Consider the following 15015-nt stretch of genomic DNA (forward strand, 5'->3'; position numbering starts at 1 on the left):
TTTAAACAAATATGCCCAGGATCGCCCCTGCGAGCATCCCCAGGAAAAATACCCCGAAGATCACAAGTGTCGCGGTAGTCAGCTTCGCCTTTACATCGGGCTCTTGCCGCAGTAGTTGAAGCTGTGCCCCGAAGCCGGGTTGCCCGTCCGGGTCGAACCGCGCCACTTCGATACCGTACAGGAACCCCGGAGCTTCCCTGTTTTCAATGCCTTTCATAAATCCTTCGCTTCCTGTCAGTACTTGAGATCGTCCAGATCCTCCAACGAGAGGCCGAGCGTGAAGCCCTCGATGAGGACACCGGCGGACTCTACCTTTTGCGGAACCACGCTCGCATATCTGTTGTCGGTGGAAAGCAAGCCGCTCGAGTCACACCACTCGACCCAGACCGCCGGGACATTAGAATCCTCGAACGGGATGTTATCACTCTCTCCGTTGGATTTGATATAAGTGACCGCGATGTTCTTCCTGCGGGCAAAAGTTTCCATCTTGTCCTTGAGCCTCTGCAGGCCCGTTCCCTGGGTGCGCACGGCAAGCGTTTCACCCTGTCCCACGCAATCCACGGCTATCATCCCAACGATCTCTCTTTTTTCGAGAGAACCCAAAAGCTCCACAAAACGCCTGGCGCCCACCAGTCGCGAATCGGGATCGGCGGCGCCCGGGTGATTGCCACCGAAAAAAACAAACTGGATCGAAGACTTGATGCGCCTGACTGAGAACGCGCGGGCCAGTTCGAGAACAACTCCGACGCCCGACGCGTTGTCGATGGCGCCCGCACTCTCGCGGGGTCCGTCGTAGTGGGCGGCGATAATCATCGTATAACCATCTCTTGTCCCCCGGCGCGTACCCACGATATTGCGCGAGCCGTAACCGTCCGCCATCGTGAACTGCTGTTCCTCAACCGAATATCCGTACTCACCGAGCCTGGCGCCGATGTACTCCGCCGCGCTCGATTCTTTAATCGACCCGGCGGGACGCGCGCCGATTCGCTCCGACAGGGCAGACACATGCGCCATCGCCTGCGTCATGGAGAACCGCGGCGTCGCGCTGTCGCCCTTTCTGCCGGCGCCGGCGCTTTTGCCCTCATTTTCTGCCGGCGTCTCCTGGCTCGAGTTGCTCGAGGCTTTTTCTACCTTTGGTTTCCCGAAAAGAAGATTCGTTCCAGCCCCGGCGACGATCCCAACCATGAGCACCGCGACGACCAACAGCGCCATACATCTTGCCTTCTTCCTTCTCGAGCGTGTTTTCTCGAGCCGGGTTTCGCCTTTGTCCTCCAGATGGATCACCTTGCTATTTTGAAGGTGAATATATCAGAAAAGCGTCGACAGCACGCTCAGTTAGTGATAAAGTTATTGAGGTTGCGGCGGCACAAGCGGCATATAATCAATATCACTGATAGTTGTTTCGTTTTGTCCAAATTGCTCCGCGATCAGATAGGCACAGGCAGTTGCGTATTGCGATTATCAAAAGGGCAAAGGAAAGAACCCTGTACAGGCAAGTGTGGACCCAAAAGCTCAGCTGGAAGCTGAAAGTCTGGCCCAGGACAGTGGCAATGATAGTGATGCTGGTATGTGCCTGTCTCCTCACCAACTACTACTGCGGTAGGCTCAACTCCACTGTCTACGCGCACTTCTTCTATCTTCCAATAGTCATCGCGTCCATCTGGTGGAGAAGGAAGGGTGTCGCGGTCGCGGGGTTCCTCAGTGTGATGTTGTTGCTCGGCCACTTCATGCTCGATTCGAAAGGGAACATCACAAGTGATCTGGTCAAGGTTTTGATGTTCCTGACAGTTTCGGTCGTGGTCGCCGAACTCAGCGAGATGGCCTGGAGAACGGAACACGAGCGTGAAGTGTGCCACAAGAAGCACGAGGAACTGCTGGCGGAAGTGGTGGAGGAGGGAAACCGCACGCTTGTCCTGTCAATGGAGCAGTTGATGTTTGGCATGGCGATAACGAATATCGATGGAACAATCCAGTTCGTGAACAAGGCCTGGGCGACATTGCACCACATGCCGAAGGAAAATTTCCTCGGTAAACACCTGGGGGCTTTTTCCGAAAAGGAGAAGCTGGCAGAACAGATATCCCGGTTGCTCGAAGATACATTGAAAACCGGCCTTCGCGAGTGCGAGATTCTCGACTACGGAAAAAGCGGCAAGGAGTTCGCCGTCTCCGTGACCTCCAAGCTTCTTCGCAACGACGCGGAGGCGCCACTCGGGTTCATGGTGTCGCTCTGTGACATCACCGAGCAGAAGCACGTTGAAAAGAAGACAAAGAAAATCAACGCCGAGCTGGAAAATTTTGCGCACACCGTCTCGCACGACCTCAAGGGACCGCTTACCGCGATCGGGGTTGCCGCTTCGACGCTTGACCATCTTGTCAATAGACACGGCACGGCTAAGAACCGCGGGGAAATTCACGAGATGTCCAATATCCTTGGCCGGAACATCGACAAAGCGAGCGACCTCGTCGATAACATACTCGATCTTGCGAAAGTCGGCCAGGTTCCCAAAAACGCGAAACCCGTGAACGTTAGCGACGTCGTATCAGAGATACTAAAAGAGAAAGCCATGGTCATAGCAGAGAAAGAAATTGAGTTAAAAGTAGACAAAAACCTGGGAAAAATATCCGCGAACCCGACCCATGTGTATCAACTTTTCTCCAACCTTGTTGACAATGCGATCGCGCATAACGACAACCGCGAGCCCGAGATCAAAATACTGCGCCTCGAAGAAGAATCCCCGGAAATACATCGCTATCTTGTCAGGGATAACGGCGCCAGCATCCCGCAAGAATCTCTGGACAAAATCTTCGATCCTTTCCACAGTGAAAGCAGTGACGGCACCGGCCTAGGGCTCTCTATCGTCTCGAGAATCGTAGCTCAATATGACGGCGATATCAGATATTTCTATGACGGCGGCTGTTGCTTCGAGTTCACTTTGAGAGACATAAATGACTCATGACAGAGGAGCGCTGTGACCGGCGCCTTCCTCGAGAAGTTCCCTCACAAGCCGGGCGGCCATTGCGGCAGCGCGTCCATGCGGGATTTGCTCGAGTTCTACGGCCATGAGTACAGCGAGGAGATGGTCTTCGGTCTCGGATCCGGGATCGATTTCGTGTACTTCGGCAACCTGGCCATTGCACCGCCCGTTTGCGTCAGTGGAAGGACGCGCGACATGGAGGAGAACGCCTGCGGGCGCCTTGGAGTTAAAATTGAGTTCATTCATGGAGTGGACGCTCCAACCGGCTGGCTCGACGTCAAAAGGATGCTGGACGCGGGCACACCCGTGATGGTTCTCGCCGATGTCTACCACCTCGACTACCTGCGCGCGAAGCGGCATTTCAGCGCGCACCGCATCGTGCTGGTCGGCTACGATGAAGAAAGTGGAGTGGCCTTCGTCGCGGACAACGACCGCGAAGACATCCAGGAGTGCTCACTTGAAAACCTCGCGAAAGCCAGATCATCCTCGTACCCGCCACAGCCCGCGGACAACGCCTACTACCGCATGGAGGCGCCCGAGCGGCTTCAAGACCTCGAGCATGCGATCCCTGGAGCTATCGCCGAGGCCGTCAGACACAACGCAGGCTCATCTCCCTGTAAAACCTCGTTTGCCTATGAAAGCTTTCGCGCGCACAGGGGCGTCGCGGGCCTGAAACAGTTTGCGGCGGACATGCTGTCCTGGCCCGGATCCATGCCCGACGAGACGCTCGAGACGCTTTGTAAAAGCATCTATGTGAGTGTGGAGAAAGGCGGCACGGGTTACGGCGGCAACTTCAGGCGCATGTACGGAAGATTTCTCAAGGAAGCCTCGCTGACGCACGGTGGTAAGCGCATCGAAAAAATCGGTGACGAATTTGTCGCTATTGGCGACGTGTGGTCGGAGATGGCCCGCGCGTTCAAGAATCACGCAAGCGATGGCGCAAAGGCCGTCGATGCCGCGCACCCGATGGCGCTCGAGATCGCCGAAGCCGAGTCGCGGGTCTTCGAGGCGCTCGACGAAGCGAACTGTGGGGGGCGCCCGTGACCCCTGCACAGGACAGCCTCTTCGACAGAGACGCGGAATCCATGGAAGGCACGCCTCTTGCCGAGCGCATGCGGCCGCGCGCTCTCGATGAGTTCGAGGGCCAGGAAAAGATTATCGGGCCGGGCCAGCCGCTTCGTGTGGCAATCGAGGAAGACCGGATATCATCGATGATATTCTGGGGTCCGCCCGGCACGGGCAAGACCACACTCGCGAAAGTGATAGCGGGCGCGACGAGCTCGGAATTTGTCAAATTCAGCGCGGTAACATCAGGCATTCCCGAATTGCGCAAGGCAATCGCGGAAGCGCGCGACCGGCGGAAGTTCAATGGCGAACGCACAATCCTCTTCGTGGACGAGGTACACCGATTCAACAAGGCGCAGCAGGACGCTTTTCTTCCTCACGTCGAGGACGGAACTGTCATCCTCGTCGGCGCCACAACCGAGAACCCGTCTTTCGAGGTCATATCAGCGTTGCTGTCTCGCGTAACAGTGTACGTGCTCGAGCAACTCGAGCCGGAAAACCTCAAGAGGATCATCATTCGCGCGCTTTCAGATAAACAGCGTGGTCTCGGCTCACTCGGCCTCGACGTCGACGAGAAAGCCATCGATGCTATGGCCGGTATCGCATGCGGTGACGCGCGCGTCGCTTTGAACCTGCTCGAGAAGTCTTCTTTCATCGCCCGCAAGCGTGGCGAGAACCACGTGACCGGCGAAACCGTCCTCGATGTCGCTCAGGAAAAGACGTTCCTGTACGACAAACATGGCGAAGAGCATTACAACCTTATCAGCGCGCTCCACAAGTCACTGCGAGACTCGGATCCGGATGGAAGCCTCTACTGGCTCGGGCGCATGCTCGTATCTGGAGAAGACCCGATGTACATCGCTCGCAGGCTCATCCGGTTCGCGTCAGAGGATGTTGGCGCCGCGGATCCTCGAGCGCTTCCACTGTGCGTCGCGTCAACGCAGGCGTGTCACTTTGTGGGCATGCCCGAGTGCGAGCTCGCCCTCGCGCAGGCAGTCACTTACCTCGCTTCCGCCCCAAAGAGCAACGCCCTGTACGCCGGCTATGAAGAAGTCAAGGCGGACGTAAAGAAGTACGGCGCGCTCCCTGTCCCAATGCACATCCGCGAGGCGCCAACGCGCCTGATGAAAGAGATCGGATACGGCAAAGGATACAGCTACGCCCATGATTTCGACGGCCATATAGTCGAACAGGAACACCTGCCCGAGAAGCTGAAAGGCCGCGTGTACTATCACCCAGGCGACCAGGGCGCGGAAAAAGAGATAGCGGCCCGGCTCGAGCGCTGGCGCTCTGAGCTGGCAAAGAGACGCCCATAGGGGTCAGATCCGGATAGTTGCATTTTGCTTTATGCCTGCGGCGTCAACAGTCAGAAAATGCAACTATCCGAACCTGACCCCAGTTGCGCTACTGGAGTAGCGCGCGAGCGATTACGACCCTTTGTACCTGGTTCGTGCCTTCGTATATTTGAGTGATCTTGGCGTCGCGCATCATGCGCTCGATCGGGTACTCCTTCATGTAGCCGTTTCCGCCCATGAGCTGCACACAATCGGTTGTGACTTTCATGGCGGTATCGGTCGCGAAGCACTTGGCCATCGCGGAGAGCGTGCCGAATCCCGGCGCCTCAGCGTCTATAGCGTACGCCGCTCGATAAATCAGCGAGCGCGCCGCTTCTATCTGCATCCCGAGGTCCGCGACCATGAACTGCAGTCCCTGCAACTCCGCGATCGGACGGCCAAACTGCACACGCTGCTTCATGTATCCGATAGTGTACTCGAGGGCGCCGGCGGCGACACCGAGCCCCTGCGCGCCGGTTGACGTGCGTGTTCGGTCCAGGGTCATCATAGCCAGGTTGAAGCCTTTGCCTTCCTGCCAGAGAAGGTTCTCGGCCGGAACTTCGCAATCCTCGAAGATCAACTCAGTAGTGGATGAACCTCTTATTCCCATCTTGTTCTCGTGCTTGCCGACGGAAAAGCCGGGAAACGACTTCTCGACTATGAAAGATGAAATTCCCCTCACGCCCTTGTCCATGTCGGTCATCGCAAAGACCGAGAATATCTCTCCCGTGTCACCGTTGGTGATGAAGCACTTGGAACCGTTGAGAATATACCTGTCCCCCTTCTTGACCGCGCGTGTCTTCATGGAAGCCGCGTCGGATCCAGCCTCCGGCTCGGTCAGGCCAAAGCCGCACAATTTCTCGCCGGACGCGAGCTGGGGCAGGTACTTTTTCTTTTGCTCTTCGCTGCCTCCAAGTTTGATCGGTGTCGCGCCCAGCTCCTGGCATCCGAGAATAATCGCCGTGCTCACGCAAACCTTCGAGAGCTCCTCTACGGCAATGCCCATGGTCAACGCGCCGGCGCCTTCTCCACCGTACTCCTCAGCGAACGGCAAACCGAGAAAGCCGTTCTCCTTCAGTTTTTCGACTATATCCCACGGAAACTCCCCCGACTCGTCGATCTCGGCCGCACGCGGCTCGACTACGTCCTTCGCGAACTGCCGGATAGATTGCTGAAACATCTTTTGCTCTTCATCCAACTGGAACATCGCGCTACCTCCACTTTTTCAATTGTCGTGAAACCGGTTCAAGGATTGAGCCCTCCCCTATTCCACTTTGACAACAACCGCATCCCCCTGGCCGCCGCCGCCGCATATCGCCGCGGCGCCGTAGCCTCCGCCGCGAGAGCGAAGCTCGTTGACCATGCTCATCACTATACGCGCGCCGCTGGCGCCGACCGGGTGGCCGAGCGCTATGGCGCCGCCGTTGACGTTGATATTTTCCGCGGTCTCAGAGTCGAGCCCGAGCATCTTCGCCGAGTGGCAACACACCGCGGCAAACGCCTCGTTGATCTCATAAATATTGATATCCTCAGGCGTCATGCTGAGCTTCGCGATGGCCTTCTTTATCGAGTTCGCAGGGACCGTCGCAAGGTACTCCGGCTTGTCCGCGACCATGCCGTGCGAAACGACCGTCCCGAGAATATCAAGCCCGAGATCGATCGCCTTCTTGCGCGAGGCGACCACGAGAACCGCGGCGCCGTCGTTGATGCCGGAAGCGTTCCCTGCCGTAACCGTCCCTTCTTTGCGAAATGCGGGACGGAGCTTCGCGAGTGACTCGATAGTGGTCTCCGGCCGGATATGCTCATCCTGGTCGAACAGCTTGACCTCTTTCTTGACCTTGATCTCGACTGGAACGATCTCAGTCGCGAACTTCCCGGCGTTCCGCGCCGCCGCCGCGCGTTGCTGGCTGCGGGCCGACCACATATCCTGCTCTTCGCGGGTGGTGCCGAACTCCTCGGCAACCCGATCGGTGCCTTCGCCCATGTGCCAGTCGTTCACTGCGCACCACAGCGCGTCGTGGATCATTCCATCGATGAGCTTGCCATCGCCCATGCGGTAGCCGTAACGCGCCCTGGGAACGTAATAGCAGCCCTGGCTCATGCTTTCCATACCGCCCGCCACGATGATGTCCGCATCGCCGGCGCGGATGATCTGGTCGGCCATCACCAGCGCGCTGATGCTCGAGATGCAGACTTTGTTCAGATTGATGACCGGCACTTCCAGCGGCAATCCGGCCTTGAGGGAAGCCTGCCTCGCGGGCATCTGGCCTGAGCCGCCCGATATCACTTGGCCCATCAACACGTAGTCGATCTGGTCACCTGTGAGCGCAGCCCGCTTTACAGCTTCCTTTATCGCGACCGCGCCGAGCTCTACGGCGGGCATGTCCGCGAGAGACCCTCCAAGTCGCCCGAAAGCGGTTCTCGCCATTCCAACGATTACTGTTTCCGTCAAATCAATCAGCCTCCTTATCGATATGCTCCACGCCACGCCAGGGGTCAGGCACCGTCTACCTCTCCGTCTACCGCTGAAGCGGTAGACGTTGCCTGACCCCTGATCAGAGTCCGACCTCCCTTGAGATTACTATTCTTTGAACCTCTGAAGTTCCTTCGCCGATCTCGAGTATCTTGGCGTCGCGGAAGTAGCGGCACACCGGATAATCCTCTATGTACCCGTAGCCTCCATGTATCTGCACCGCGTTGCTCGCGGCCCTCATCGCCGCCTCGGAAGCGAACAGCTTGGCTATCGCGGCTTCCTTCCTGTACGGACGGCCCTGGTCGCACATCCACGCCGCCTTGAGAGTCGCGTTGCGCGCGAGCTCTACATCCATGGCCATGTTGGAGCACATGAAGCTTACAGCCTGGTACTTGCTGATCGAGCGGCCGAACGCCTTGCGCTCTTTGGCATACTTGACCGACTCGTCCAGGCACGCTTGCGCGAGGCCGACGGACAGCGCCGCGACACCTATGCGACCGCAATCGAGGGCCTTGAGAAACGACTTGAACCCCTCGCCGCGGCCGCCCAGAAGGTTCTCCTGTGGAACGCGGCAATCCGAGAACGACAGTTCGTGCGTATCAGAGGAGTGCCAGCCCATCTTTCTATACATGGGAGCGACCGCGTAACCAGGCGTCCCGTTAGGAACTATGATGTTGCTGATCTCTTTCACGCCGTCGTTCTCCCCCGTCACCGCGGTAATGATCACCAAAAGAGAGATGTCCGTGCCGGAGTTCGTGATGAAGCATTTTGTGCCGTTGATGACCCATTCGTCGCCGTCGAGCATAGCGGTGGTCTTTGTGTTCCCCGCGTCCGACCCCGCCTCGGGCTCGGTCAGCCCGAACGCCCCAAGGCTCTTGCCCTGCGCAAGCGGCGTCAACCACTTCCGCTTCTGCTCCTCTGTCCCAAACAGCAGGATAGGACGCGCGGATAACGAGGTGTGCGCCGCGATGGTTATGCCAAGCGAAGCTGAAACTCTCGATATCTCCTCAACGCCGATCGCGTAAGTGACTATGTCGGCCCCGGACCCCCCGTACTCATCAGGGATCGGGAGTCCGAAGAGGCCCATGTCCGCCATCTTCGCCTGTATCTCGTACGGAAACTCGCTCCTGTCATCGAGCTCTTCGGCCACCGGCGCGATCTCCGCGTCGGCGAACTCTCTCACCATCTGCTTGAACATCTGTTGCTCTTCGGTCAGGTCAAAATCCATGCGTATCTCCCTGGGGTATGCGACTCAAATCAAATACAGGACAAACGTGAAGCCAATCGATTCTAAAAACTATCACAGGAAGGTTTGATGTTCAATGCGTACTTGAACCACGGAAAGGCCGACGCTGAGTTAAATTATCGCACACCCCGCAAACAACGGTTGAGTGTTATGATTGGAAGTGAAAAGTGCGAAAGTCTACAAGGTGGAGCCATCATGAACTGCGCGCGCTGTGGTAGTCATATACCAGAGGAAAGCAACTCCTGTCCCGGATGCGGCCTGAAGCTGAGGGCGGCGCCTCCGCCTCCTGTCCCGCTGGCAAAGCCGCCTTCGCCTGTCCAGCAAGATCAGCGCCAGGATCTGCCCGCGCAACCCGCGCAGCCGCTTCCTCCCGGGGCTTACCTCGCGCCTGGGGAAATTCCGCTTCCCGGACAGTATCCGTCGTACGGGCAAGCAATTGGAACAAAACCGCCCACGAAGCAAAAACTGCCCGTGGCCATGATTGCGCTCATTGTGGCAGGTATTCTCGTCATTGGAGTTTCCGCCGCCGTGTACTTTCTGGTTCTGAAAAAAACATCACCGCTGACAGGCCCCGAGAACGTGGTCATCGAATATTTCGATACACTTTCTTCCGGGCGCATCGAGTCCGTCAATACCCTCTTCGCGCCGGATTGCCAGATTCCCCAGGACACTCTCGACAAAATCGCAAAAAAGGCGTCAGAGAGCGGTGAGAACTTCAAGTACGAAAATCTCGTCCTCGAGACACTCACTGAAACCGCCACGACAGCGACAGTCCATCTCAAGGACATGACGATCTCGAGGAACTTCGACGGAAAAACTGAGACACACAAGTTATCTACCGTTTTGCTAGGTGACGCCAAGCTTGTGATTGGGCTCAAGAACGTCAACGGCCGGTGGCTTCTGTCGGGGGCGCCCGGCGGGTCGCTGCCCATTAAGCCTGGCCCGTAAAACGCAACAAAGGGGGCCTGACCCCAGGTGTTGCGTTATACCACCCCCACCCTAAGAGAGTGGTTCCGCTTCCTCGATGAGATCATCCGGTATGTCGCACAGGAACCTCGAGACCGGGTTCGCCGATAACCCACCCCAGAGGCGCCTCGTTCCCGCGTGTGTCACATATAGCAGCTCGCGTGCCCTTGTCATCCCGACATAGCACAGGCGGCGCTCCTCTTCCATCTCGTCCGGAACGTCCATCGAGCGGATATGCGGGAAAATTCCCTCCTCCATGCCAATCATGAACACTACCGGAAACTCGAGCCCTTTCGCGTTATGAAACGTCATCAGTGAGACGTATCCTCCCGAGATGTCGAGGTCGTCGGTATCACTCACAAGCGATACGCGCTCGAGAAACTCCTCGAGCCCTTGCGCGCCGTACTCCTCGCGGAAATCCTTGACTACCCCGTGCAGCTCCTTGAGGTTCTCGATGCGGCCCTCAGCCTCGGGCGTGCGCTGCCGCTCAAGATCGGCCATGTACCCGGTTCTGCCCCACACCTCCTCCAGCAGCTCGTCGATGTCATGTCCGACAGCGAACTTCGCCAGTGCGTCAATCAACTCCGCGAATCCCGCGAGGTTGCGCGCCGCGCGCGAGGACAACCCGCGCGCGTCGCCGATGTCCTTCAACGCCTCCATCAAGCCAACGCCTTTCTGAAGCGCGTGCTCACCGAGGGCCGCTACTGTAACCTTCCCAATGCCCCGCGCCGGGACGTTGATCACGCGCCGCAGAGCAACCTCGTCCCGTGGATTCGCGAGTACCCTGAGATACGCCACAATGTCCTTGATCTCAGCCCGGTCGTAAAAGCGTGTCCCCCCAAATATCTTGTAGGGAACTCCCAGCCTGACAAGGCGCTCCTCGAGGACGCGCGACTGGGCGTGCGTGCGGTAAAAGACCGCTATGTCATTGAAGCCGCGGCCCCCGGAGATCAGACTCTCTATCTCCGCCGCGACAAATCTAACCTCACCGTGCTCGTCGGCCGCCACGTTGTATTGGATTTTCCCGCCGGGCGGATTGGAGGTCCAGAGCGTCTTCGGTTTGCGGCCGGTGTTCTTCGCCACAACGGCGGCGGCGGCGGAAAGAATGCAGCCGGTCGAGCGGTAGTTCTGCTCGAGCTTGATGACGCGCGCGTCCGGGTAATCCCTCTCAAACTCGAGAATGTTGCGTATGTCCGCGCCGCGCCAGGAGTAGATGCCCTGATCGTCGTCGCCCACGACACACAGGTTCCTGTGCTCTGAAGCAAGCGTCTTCACAAGGCGGTACTGGACGGTGTTGGTGTCCTGGTACTCGTCGACCAGGATGTGGCTGTACCTGTCGCGATACTTCTCGAGAACCACGGGGTGCAACTCGAAGAGGTTTGTGAGCAAAACCAGCAGGTCGTCGAAGTCGAGAGCGTCGTTTTCGCGCAGCCGCTTCTGGTAGCGCCTGTACACCTGCCACGTGACCTCCATGAGGAAATCGCCGTCTTCAATGAGGTCGCCGAAAGATTCCTCGTCAACCATATCGTTCTTGGCGTGGCTTATAGCCGTCTTTATCGCGCGTGGATGATATTTTTTCCTGTCGATCCCCAGGTCATCGACGCACTGCTTGATGAGCCTCATGGAGTCGATCTCATCGTAAATCGAAAAGTTCGACGAGTATCCCAGCGGGGCTATCTCGCGCCGCAGAATTCGCGCGCACGAGGAGTGGAAGGTGCCGACCATCATGCCTCGCGAAGAAGCGCCCACGAGCCGTTGCACCCGCTCCTTCATCTCCCCGGCGGCCTTGTTGGTGAAAGTCAGGGCAAGTATCTCCCCCGGCCTCACCCCGTGGCCGTGGATGAGGTGCGCGATGCGATAAGTGAGTACCCGCGTCTTGCCGCTTCCGGCGCCCGCGACAATGAGAAGAGGCCCGCCTGTGTGCTCGACCGCCGCGCGCTGGGGTGGATTCAGGTCGTCAAGATAATTATGGCGGAGACCGCTTGCTGGAGTCATAGAGCGGGAGCTACTCCCATTCTATGGTGCTTGGAGGCTTGCTCGAGATATCGTAGGCCACCCTGTTCACGCCCTCGACCTCGTTGATGATCCTGCTCGATATACGCTCGAGAACCTCGTACGGTATGCGGGCCCAATCGGCAGTCATCGCGTCCTCGGACATGACCGCCCGCAGGATGATGGGGTAAGCGTAAGTGCGTCCGTCCCCCATCACGCCAACCGACTTGATGCACGGCAACACGGCGAACGATTGCCATATCTCGCGATAGAGGTTAGCGCGCTTGATCTCCTCGATAACGATCGAGTCGGCTTTCTGCAATATTTCCACGCGCTCTTTCGTAACCTCCCCGATGATGCGAACCGCGAGCCCAGGGCCCGGGAACGGCTGGCGCCACACGATCTCCTCCGGAAGCCCGAGCTCCTCGCCCACAGCGCGAACCTCGTCCTTGAAAAGCGCGCGGAGCGGCTCGATAAGCTCGAAATTCATGTCATCGGGAAGACCGCCCACGTTGTGGTGCGACTTGATGCGGGCCGCGTCTTTTGTGCCGCTCTCGATGATGTCGGGATACAGTGTCCCCTGAACAAGGAACCTGACGTCTGAGAGCTTTGCCGCTACTTCCTCGAAGACGCGTATGAACTCGGCGCCGATGGCCTTGCGCTTGGCCTCTGGATCCGTGACCCCTTTCAGCTTTTGAAAAAAGCGCTCGCGGGCGTCGACATTGATTAGCTTCATATTGTGATGGCGCCCGAAAGTCTCCACGACTTCATCCGCCTCGCCGTGGCGCATGAGACCAGTGTCCACGAAAACACACGTCAGCCGGTCGCCTACCGCCTTGTGAACCAGGACCGCCGCTACGGCGGAGTCAACGCCGCCTGAAAGGCCGCAGATAATTTCTTCCTCACCGACGCGTTCCCTGATCTCCGCGACGGAATCCTCGATGATAGATAACATCGTCCATGTCGGAAGGCAGTCGCAACCGTGATACAGAAAGCGCTTGAGCATCTCCACGCCAGCGGGCGTGTGAATAACCTCGGGGTGAAATTGCACGCCGTAAAGGCCGCGGCCTGCGGACTCCATCGCGGCGACCGGGGAAATATGTGTATGCGCGGTCACGTTGAATCCGTCAGGCGCAGCGGTCACCGTGTCGCCGTGGCTCATCCAGACGGTTTGCTCGGACGGCAGGTCATCGAGCAGAACACCCTCGTCCGTGACCGTAAGCCCTGTCTTGCCGTACTCACGGATTCCCGTAGGCTCGACCGTTCCCCCGAGGCTCATCGCCATCAACTGCATGCCGTAGCAGATGCCCAAAACCGGTATTCCAAGCTCAAACAGCCGCGGATCGCAGCCGGGGGCGCCTTCCTCGTTGACGCTCATCGGTCCACCGGAGAGAATGAGGCCTCTCGGCGCTTTTTTCTCTATCGCCTCGACAGACATCTCATGTGGAACTATTTCGCTGTACACCTTGCACTCCCGAACGCGGCGCGCGATTAACTGTGAGTACTGCGCGCCGTAATCGATGACGAGCACGGATGAGTCGCGTGAAATCATTAAGGTCAAACCTCCGCCATGTTACGCGGGCTGATGAATCTATGGGTACGGGACATTATTTGCCCATCCCTACTTCCTGGCTGCGCTGAATCGATTTGCCCTCGGTCTGGAGCGACGGCGCGACCATGACCTGAGCCCGCTGGAACTCCTTGATGGTTGCGTACCCACACGTCGCCATCGACATCCGCAGACCCCCGAACAGGTTGAAGGCGCCGTCGTTTTCATGCGCGGGCCCTATGAGTATTTCCTCGAGACCGGCGGAGCGCCCGACCTCGACGCGCGTGCCCCTGGGCAACTCCGGGTGGAACGTCGCCATGCCCCAGTGGAAGCCGCGCCCGGGCGCCTCGAACGCCCTGGCGATCGGCGCGCCGATCATGACCGCGTCCGCTCCGCAGACCACGCACTTGGCGATGTCGCCGCCCGTGCGGATGCCGCCGTCGGCTATCACGTTCACGTACCGGCCGGTTTCCTCCATAAGCCTGGCGCGGGCGGCGGCGGCATCCGCCAGGGCTGTAGCCTGCGGGACTCCAATTCCCAGCACTCCGCGCGTGGTGCAGGCGTGCCCGGGGCCGACGCCGATCAGGACGCCCACAGCGCCGGTGCGCATCAGATGCAGCGCCGTGTGATACGAGGCGCAACCTCCTACCACCACTGGAATATCCATCTCCGAGATGAATTTATACATATCGAGTGGCTCGCGGCTGTCGCTCCGGTGCTCGGCGCTCACGACCGTGCCCTGAATGATCAGGATGTCCAGCCCCGCTTCAATCGCGAAAGGAGAAAGCTGCTCGACCCTTGGCGGCGTCAGAGAAGCGGCTGTAATTACGCCTGAGGCTTTGATCTCCGCCACGCGGCGTCCAATCAGTTCCGCGCTTACCGGCGCCTGGTAGAGACGCTGGATTCCCTCTGTAGCCTCCGCCTTCGGCAAGGATGCTATCTCCTCCAACACCGGGCCCGGATCCTCAAATCTGGTTTGAAGCCCCTCGAGATTCAAAACGCCAAGTCCCCCAAGCTTGCCGATAGCGATCGCCATGGCGGGATCGACAACCCCGTCCATCGCCGACGCAAGGAACGGGAGCTCGAAGCGGTACGGGCCTAACTGCCACGACAGGTCGATATCTTCAGGATCGCGGGTTCGTCGGGAAGGCACGATCGCGATGTCATCAAGGCCATACGCCCTCCGTCCGGATTTTCCTAAACCGATTTCGATTTCCAAGATACCTCCATAGCGGGTTGAGGGCACACTGCTTCTTCATAGTAAATCACGCAGCAGTGAAAATCCAGCAGGGGCACCGTCTACCTTTACTGCGTAGGGGGGTCACCTGTAAGAAGCCCAAGTCAAGACACACCTCTCCTTGATCCCCGCTCGCGGGGATGTCAAATTCGTCTTGACTTGGGAGGAGACCCCGTTT

The 15015-nt window shown here is 58.4% G+C and carries 12 protein-coding genes; 4 read left to right on the forward strand and 8 right to left on the reverse strand.

The genetic code is table 11. The annotated features are described in order from the left end of the window. Window position 1 precedes the first annotated feature (1 nt). Complete coding sequence (locus CVT63_05395) at window positions 2–217, reverse strand: hypothetical protein (protein ID PKQ27920.1); 216 nt, start codon at window positions 215–217, stop codon at window positions 2–4. A gap of 17 nt (window positions 218–234) precedes the next feature. Continuing rightward, window positions 235–1212 (reverse strand): hypothetical protein, encoded by a 978-nt coding sequence (locus CVT63_05400; GenBank protein PKQ27921.1) that lies wholly within the window; start codon window positions 1210–1212, stop codon window positions 235–237. Window positions 1213–1496: 284 nt separating this feature from the next. On the opposite strand from CVT63_05400, the gene CVT63_05405 reads away from it, so the two are divergent. The 3 genes from CVT63_05405 to CVT63_05415 are packed head-to-tail and all read left to right on the forward strand — an operon-like array spanning window position 1497 to window position 5356. Then, a complete protein-coding gene (locus CVT63_05405) occupies window positions 1497–2957 on the forward strand; it encodes a hypothetical protein (GenBank protein ID PKQ27922.1) in 1461 nt (486 codons plus the stop codon). 12 nt (window positions 2958–2969) lie between these two features. Further along, window positions 2970–4019 carry a hypothetical protein gene (locus CVT63_05410; protein PKQ27923.1) on the forward strand — a complete coding sequence of 350 codons (1050 nt, stop codon included), beginning with the start codon at window positions 2970–2972 and terminating at the stop codon, window positions 4017–4019. Between the two features lie 41 nt (window positions 4020–4060). Then, a complete protein-coding gene (locus CVT63_05415; protein ID PKQ27930.1) occupies window positions 4061–5356 on the forward strand; it encodes an AAA family ATPase in 1296 nt (431 codons plus the stop codon). 88 nt (window positions 5357–5444) lie between these two features. Here CVT63_05415 and CVT63_05420 read toward each other — a convergent pair whose 3' ends face one another. The 3 genes from CVT63_05420 to CVT63_05430 form a co-directional block, all read right to left on the reverse strand. After that, a complete protein-coding gene (locus CVT63_05420; protein PKQ27924.1) occupies window positions 5445–6581 on the reverse strand; it encodes an acyl-CoA dehydrogenase in 1137 nt (378 codons plus the stop codon). 57 nt (window positions 6582–6638) lie between these two features. Next, entirely contained in the window at window positions 6639–7826 is a 1188-nt protein-coding gene (locus tag CVT63_05425; GenBank protein PKQ27925.1) for an acetyl-CoA C-acyltransferase, read from the reverse strand. A 103-nt stretch (window positions 7827–7929) separates the two neighbouring features. Beyond that, window positions 7930–9075, reverse strand: coding sequence for an acyl-CoA dehydrogenase (locus CVT63_05430; GenBank protein PKQ27926.1), 1146 nt, complete (start codon window positions 9073–9075; stop codon window positions 7930–7932). Between the two features lie 87 nt (window positions 9076–9162). Between CVT63_05430 and CVT63_05435 the strand changes: the two genes are divergently transcribed. Continuing rightward, window positions 9163–10041: a hypothetical protein gene (locus tag CVT63_05435; protein ID PKQ27927.1), complete on the forward strand. Its 879-nt coding sequence runs from the start codon at window positions 9163–9165 to the stop codon at window positions 10039–10041. A 51-nt stretch (window positions 10042–10092) separates the two neighbouring features. Here CVT63_05435 and CVT63_05440 read toward each other — a convergent pair whose 3' ends face one another. From CVT63_05440 to CVT63_05450, 3 genes are read right to left on the reverse strand one after another with little or no spacing between them, the layout of a single operon-like run. Then, on the reverse strand, window positions 10093–12054 hold the full coding sequence (locus CVT63_05440) for an ATP-dependent DNA helicase PcrA (protein PKQ27928.1): 1962 nt from the start codon (window positions 12052–12054) through the stop codon (window positions 10093–10095). Window positions 12055–12064: 10 nt separating this feature from the next. Further along, a complete protein-coding gene (gene guaA / locus CVT63_05445; GenBank protein PKQ27929.1) occupies window positions 12065–13603 on the reverse strand; it encodes a GMP synthase (glutamine-hydrolyzing) in 1539 nt (512 codons plus the stop codon). A 55-nt stretch (window positions 13604–13658) separates the two neighbouring features. Then, window positions 13659–14822, reverse strand: coding sequence for a GuaB3 family IMP dehydrogenase-related protein (locus tag CVT63_05450; protein ID PKQ27931.1), 1164 nt, complete (start codon window positions 14820–14822; stop codon window positions 13659–13661). Between the last annotated feature and the right edge of the window lie 193 nt (window positions 14823–15015).

It is taken from the genome of Candidatus Anoxymicrobium japonicum (assembly GCA_002843005.1).
In the GTDB taxonomy this organism is placed as follows: Bacteria; Actinomycetota; Geothermincolia; order Fen-727; family Anoxymicrobiaceae; genus Anoxymicrobium; species Anoxymicrobium japonicum.

Coding starts and splice junctions, on each gene's coding strand:
- CVT63_05395 (PKQ27920.1), bottom strand. CDS start 217: ATGAAAGGCATTGAAAACAGGGAAGCTCCGGGGTTCCTGTACGGTATC.
- CVT63_05400 (PKQ27921.1), bottom strand. CDS start 1,212: ATGGCGCTGTTGGTCGTCGCGGTGCTCATGGTTGGGATCGTCGCCGGG.
- CVT63_05415 (PKQ27930.1), top strand. CDS start 4,061: ATGGAAGGCACGCCTCTTGCCGAGCGCATGCGGCCGCGCGCTCTCGAT.
- CVT63_05420 (PKQ27924.1), bottom strand. CDS start 6,581: ATGTTCCAGTTGGATGAAGAGCAAAAGATGTTTCAGCAATCTATCCGG.
- CVT63_05430 (PKQ27926.1), bottom strand. CDS start 9,075: ATGGATTTTGACCTGACCGAAGAGCAACAGATGTTCAAGCAGATGGTG.
- CVT63_05435 (PKQ27927.1), top strand. CDS start 9,163: ATGTTCAATGCGTACTTGAACCACGGAAAGGCCGACGCTGAGTTAAAT.
- CVT63_05440 (PKQ27928.1), bottom strand. CDS start 12,054: ATGACTCCAGCAAGCGGTCTCCGCCATAATTATCTTGACGACCTGAAT.
- guaA (PKQ27929.1), bottom strand. CDS start 13,603: ATGATTTCACGCGACTCATCCGTGCTCGTCATCGATTACGGCGCGCAG.